Raw genomic sequence first — 6243 nt, 5'->3', positions numbered from 1 at the left:
TTTAAACCCGCACATTTTTGCGAAAACATTGTTCAGTTTTCAAGGTACTACCCGCTACTTATTGCAGCGCCTTAGATATTTAATCAGAACTTGTTCTCTTTGTCAAGAACTTTTTTCTAACATTTATCTTCGACTTGCCTTAGCAGCGTTTGTCATCTTACTAAACCTGCTAACTTTTGTCAACTGGTTTTGCTCGACTTTTTCTTTGTCCAACAGTGCTTTCGAGCACCTCGTCAAGAACAAATAATACTTTACTCCAATTGGTAGAACTCGTCAAATAATTTTTTATGTTCGGTATTCGTGGAGTACTAAATCAAAATTAGTTTAAGCTAATTACTAATATCATCATTATCTCTAATTATAATATTTATTTTAAAATAAAGTATTCGTAATTTGTTCATTTTTGGGTTGGATTTTGTAATTTTATGGCAAAAAAATTCAATAAAAAAAGGTCGAAATCGACCTTTTAAGTTATTTAGATTAAGCTTTCTTCCTTAGTAATCTTTGTTTTACCATTCATATAAGGAACTAAAGCTTCAGGAACTGTTACTGTTCCGTCTTCATTTTGATAGTTTTCTAGAATTGCTGCAACTGTTCTACCTACTGCTAGTCCTGAACCGTTTAATGTGTGAGCTAAGTGCAATTTACCATCTTCATCGCGATAACGAATTTGGGCACGACGTGCTTGGAAGTCAGTACAGTTTGAACAACTGGAGATTTCACGGTACTTATCTTGAGCTGGCATCCATACTTCTAGATCATAAGTTTTTGCACTAGTAAAACTTGCATCCCCTGTTGACAATGCAACGACATGGTATGGCAAGTTCAGTTTTTGTAATAAGTGTTCAGCATTCTTGGTTAATTTATCAAGTTCATTCCATGATTCTTCAGGCTTACAGATTTTAACCATTTCAACCTTTCTGAATTCATGCATTCTGATTAATCCACGAGTATCACGACCAGCTGAACCTGCTTCACTTCTAAATGCTGGTGAAAGTGCAGTTACATTAATTGGTAACCGATCTTCATGAATAATTTCATCACGGAAGTAGTTAACTAATGGAACTTCTGCAGTTGGAATTAAAGTTAAATCAAGTGGCTTGTCAGGATCATCATTATCTACAATTGTGTAAACATCTTCACGGAATTTAGGGAATTGGCCCGTACCTTGCATTGATTCATCATTAACTAAGTAAGGTGGAATTACTTCTGTATATCCTTCTTTAGTATTTTCATCTAAGAAAAAGTTAAATACAGCACGTTCAAGTAATGCACCGGCACCTTTATAGTAAACAAAACGTGCACCAGAAACTTTTGCACCACGATCCCAGTCTAAAATGTCTAAATCAGTTCCTAATTCCCAATGTGCTTTTGGTTTAAAAGATAACTTAGTAGGCTCATGCCATTTACGTACTTCTTCATTGAAGCTTTCATCAGGGCCAATTGGGTCTGAATCATCTGGAAAGTTAGGCAATCTCAACAAAATATAATTTTGTTTTTCGGTCAATTCAGCAACTTTTTCATCAAGTTCTTTGATTTCTTGACCAACTTCACGCATTTTTTCAATCGCAGGAGTTGCATCTTCCTTGTTTCTCTTCTTTTCAGCAATTTCCTTTGAAACTTTGTTACGCTCTGCCTTTAATTGTTCACTACGGTTCAAGCCCTCACGACGATCAGCATCAATTTTTACCAATTCATCGAGTTCTTCAGGTTTAATGCCACGTCTACTAAGTTTGTCCTTAGCCCAATCAAGATTCTCGCGAATCACTTTAATATCTAACATAGTTTACCTCCACAAAAAAAAGCCAATTCATCCCTCAAATTGGGACGAATTGGCTCTACATGGCTTCGCGGTACCACCCAGTTTCAACCACGAATTTCGCAGTTGCACTTCATTAAGTTGGCGATAACGGTGCCGCAATGCCGTGTAACTATTAATTACCCACATTAATGGAATCTGGAAACGACTTCTATTCGCTTACACCAAAATGCGAACTCTCTGAATCAGTCTTAGGACTCCGTGTTTTGAAATTATTTTAAGTCATTCCTACCCGTTTGGCAAATACTATTTTTAATTATATGAACATTTATATTTTAACCAAAATAAAACCACTATACTTATTGCAGCATCACGTTAGCTCCTAACTGCAAAAAAGGAAACCTAAGCATTACTTGGGTTTCCTTTTATTTACGTCATTTATTACAAAAGCATTTGAGTAATTTCTAAAACGAGCGGGACAACAATCACAAACAATACAGTCGAAGTAGTTACAACATTAGTTGCATATTGTACATCCCCATGCGATTCACCTACAAGAATCGGCAAAACTGCTAAAGCAGGTGTAGCAGACTGTACTATCAAGGTTTGCTTTGCTAGCCCCGTTAATGCTGGGCCCCAGTTTGCACCGACAACAATTAAGATAATCATTAATGCTGGAACTAATACAAATCTACCAAGTAAAGCCCAAATAGTATCACGATCGAGGTGGATAGACTTTAAACCAGCATCAGCCAAAATAATACCAATATAAATTAACGACATTGGCGTTACAATTCCACCGACCATGCCTAAAACAGCAGTAATCCAACTTGGAATTGGTACTTCAACTAGCAAGCAGAGCAAAGCAATTAAGAAACCTACTAGTGGCGCTGGTAATAATTTCTTCCAGTTAAACTTTTGTTGTTTCTGTTTTTGTACAGTTGGATCATCACTGGAAATAAAGAAGACACCGATCGCCCAAGTTGAAACCGTATTTAATACGTAGTAAATCAAAAAATATGGCATACTTTTTTGGCCAAACAGTGCAATATTTAGCGGTAATCCAATAAAAATCGTATTGGCATTAGTAATCGCATTAATAAATGTCCCACGTCTACCTTTACGGATTCGTAAGATTTTACATAGTAGCCAAGCAAACAAATAGCTTAAAGCAAAACAAATGATTGCATAGATCAGACCACCAGTTAAACCAAATAGTTTTTCTCTCGTTAAATACTTTAAAACCGAAACAAAAATTGAAGCCGGTAAAGCAATATTCATAATCAAATACGAAATGTTACTTTTAAATTGATCACCAAGCTTGCCACTACTACGCAACCAATACCCTAATGCAATCACTAACAAAAGTTCGACAACACTAGTCAAAGATGTAAGAAAGGCTTGCATTTATTCTCACTTCCGATCGTCTGAATAAACCGGAGACCAGCGCAAAGCTTGCACTGCTTCTTCACCATCTTGATAATCGTTTTGATTAAGGTGGTCTTTAATTGCTTGGTTAGCTACAGCCTTTGCCACAGTTTGTGAAAAGACGTTTAGTTTTTCAACCGGTGGTAAAACTGCTGCTCCTGGCTTACTTGAATCAATAATTCCACCTAGAGAATGGGCAGCAACACTAATCATCTCATCACTCAAAATCTTAGCATTGACTGCTAATGCTCCTAGGCCAAGTCCAGGATATACTAATGCATTATTAGCCTGACCAATTTCATATTTTGTTCCTTGATATTCAACAGGATCAGCCGGGATACCGGTTGCCACCAAAGCCTTTCCTTTAGTCCATTGAATCAAGTCCTGGGCTTTTGCTTCAGCTAACTGTGTCGGATTAGACAGTGGGAAAATAATTGGACGCTCAGTATGAGCTGCCATTTCTGTCACAATTTCTTGCGTAAAAGCACCAGATCTAGTCGAAGTTCCGACTAAAATGTCTGGATGTACTGCTTGCACAACACTCTTTAAATCTGTTAATTGCTCCGGATGGGCAAACTCAGCCTTTTTTCTAACAAAAGGCTTCTGGGCGGGAGTTAAATCAGGGGTATCCTCAAATAGCAATCCCTGTTTATCAACCAGGTAAAAATGTTTTCGTGCTTCATCTGGTTTCATCCCCATTTGCAACATTTCAGCATATACTTGTTCAACAATCCCGGTTCCAGCAGTTCCGGCACCAAAGCAAACATATTTTTGCTCGGTTAGCTTTTGCCCACTGATTTTTAACGCGCCTAAAATTCCCGCTAAAACAATTACACCAGTTCCTTGAATATCATCGTTAAAAGTTAGGATTTGTCCGCGATAGTGTTTCAACAAATTGTCAGCATTGTCACGACCAAAATCTTCAAAGTGGAGGTATAGCCCAGGAAAAAGTTTTTCAACCGCCTGAACAAAACGATCAACAAATTGATAATATGGTTCGCCATTTATGCGCCGATGATGATTACCGAGATAGAGCGAATCATTCAGCAGCTTCTCATTGTTTGTTCCAACATCAAGTACTACTGGTAAAACACATGCTGGATCGACACCAGCCGCAGCAGTATAAACCATCAACTTACCAACAGAAATGTCGACACCTTGCGTGCCCCAGTCACCTATTCCAAGAATTTCTTCACCATCGGTTACTACGATTAGTTTGATGTCTCGACCGTCAGCCGCGTTTTTTAGGCTAGCTTCAATTTCATCAGGCTCATCAATAGAAAGAAAAGCGGCATTCTGTGGATTAACAAACAAATGACTATAATTTTCAATTGATTCCGCAATTGTCGGATCGTAAACAATAGGCATAAACTCAGTTACGTGTTCACTAAAGATCTTAAAAAACAAAACACGATTTGTATTAAAAACAGTCATGAGAAAAATGCGCTTTTCCAAATTAGTCTTTTTCTCTTGGTATTGCAGATAAACTTCACGCGCTTGTTCCTCAAGCGTTTGCTGTTTTGGCGGCAGCATTCCTTCTAAATGATATTGCTCACGCTGCTCTTTGGTATAAGCAGTGCCACGATTCAAAAACGGATCATTTAATCTTGTTTGACCTATCTTATCCATTTTGGACACTCTCCCATCTGTGTAATAATATATTCATTTACTAACACTTTCAGGGTATTCCCTTTATGTAGCAAGTTCAAACAATTAGCTTACTTAAGAGGACTAACACTTTTTGCAGAATCAATTTAATGCTTTTTAGTTAGCGTAACTACTTTTAGCAAAAAAGTCTGGGAAACAGTATTTCCCAGACTCAAATTTAATGATCTTTCAGCCACTGTGCTTTTTTCAACACGTAATATTTTTCTTCGTATTTAAACAGCTTGCTAATCTGACTTAGGTCAACCGCATAAGCATAGTCAAAACCTAGCGTCTTGAGCAATTTTTGTGAACGCAGGTTCTGCTTAAAAGTTCCGGCCCAAATTTCTCTTTGTTGCAACTTTTTAAATGCAAAATCAAATAGTAAGGTTAACGCCTCTGTCATATAACCATGGCCTTCAAACGCACGATCAAGTAGAAAGCCAACTTCTTTGGTATCTAGCAGTTCTTTTTCGCTCGTTCCTCGTTCATATAGCTCGACCAAGCCGATTACTTCTTCTGTTTGCATTAGACAAACCGCATAACTATACTTGCGTGCAGCGTATTGACCAGCGGCAACTTCTGCTTGGGCAAAATTGTCATAGTGCTGAAAAGCGGCTAGCTGCTTATAATAATCGTCCTGACCCCATTTTAACAATACTTCTGCATCAGTATTTTGAAAGGGTCTTAAAAACACCCGACTACTCATTACTTACCAACAATCTTGAGAAGCCAGTCCATCCCAAACATTAAAGCAAAACTATAAGCTGCGATTGTCCATGGTTTACCTAAAATAATGATCCAGAAATATGTCCAGAATTTCATGTCTGTCAATCCTGCTAATAAACATAAGACATCATCCGGAGCCATTGGCGCAACTATACAGATTGCAAAGAACCAGTTGAACTTATTCTGATTTTTAGTCCATTTCATATACTTATCAAGGGTCTTTTCGGACACAATGTGCAGAATAAAGGGCCTACCATAAAAGCGGGCTAAGAAGAAGTTGATAATCGAGCCAATGCAGACACCAACGTAGTTATAGATAAAGCCTGCTAAAGGGCCAAAGAACACAACCCCACCTAGCAAAGACACTCCGCCTGGAATAATTGGAATGACCACTTGAATAATCTGGATTAACACAAAAATAACTGGGCCAATAATTCTTTTATCAGCCAGATATGCTTTCATTTTTGCTTGACTAGTAAAAATTCCTAAATTGTACCAGTAAATACATAATAAAATGATGATAATCCCGCTAACAACGGTCAAGATATTAATTAATTTTCGACTGGTTTTAGCTGACAGATGCATAGCTTACCTCCAATATTAGGGCTCATTTTACCAAAAAACTTAGTCTAATGATTAGTTTTTACGTCATTTAACTTAATAATTAAAATATTTTAACTTTT

Annotated in this window: 5 protein-coding genes; all 5 read right to left on the bottom strand. The window is 37.4% G+C overall.

The genetic code is table 11. From position 1 onward, the window contains the following. Nucleotides 1-475: 475 nt before the first annotated feature. Nucleotides 476-1783, bottom strand: a complete 1308-nt coding sequence (gene serS, locus DKL56_RS01230) for a serine--tRNA ligase (RefSeq protein ID WP_109715124.1) — start codon at nt 1781-1783, stop codon at nt 476-478. A 417-nt stretch (nt 1784-2200) separates the two neighbouring features. After that, entirely contained in the window at nt 2201-3166 is a 966-nt protein-coding gene (locus DKL56_RS01225; protein WP_109715123.1) for an AEC family transporter, read from the bottom strand. Between the two features lie 6 nt (nt 3167-3172). Continuing rightward, nucleotides 3173-4816, bottom strand: a complete 1644-nt coding sequence (locus DKL56_RS01220; RefSeq protein ID WP_109715122.1) for a malolactic enzyme — start codon at nt 4814-4816, stop codon at nt 3173-3175. Between the two features lie 196 nt (nt 4817-5012). Beyond that, nucleotides 5013-5540 (bottom strand): GNAT family N-acetyltransferase, encoded by a 528-nt coding sequence (locus DKL56_RS01215; protein ID WP_109715121.1) that lies wholly within the window; start codon nt 5538-5540, stop codon nt 5013-5015. Next, nucleotides 5540-6145, bottom strand: coding sequence for a TVP38/TMEM64 family protein (locus DKL56_RS01210; RefSeq protein ID WP_046306061.1), 606 nt, complete (start codon nt 6143-6145; stop codon nt 5540-5542). Before DKL56_RS01210 ends, DKL56_RS01215 begins: the two co-directional genes overlap by 1 nt. Nucleotides 6146-6243 lie beyond the last annotated feature (98 nt).

The sequence above is a fragment of the Lactobacillus apis genome (assembly GCF_003150935.1).
In the GTDB taxonomy this organism is placed as follows: Bacteria; Bacillota; Bacilli; order Lactobacillales; family Lactobacillaceae; genus Lactobacillus; species Lactobacillus apis.
This window is presented reverse-complemented; position numbering and strand designations above follow the sequence as displayed.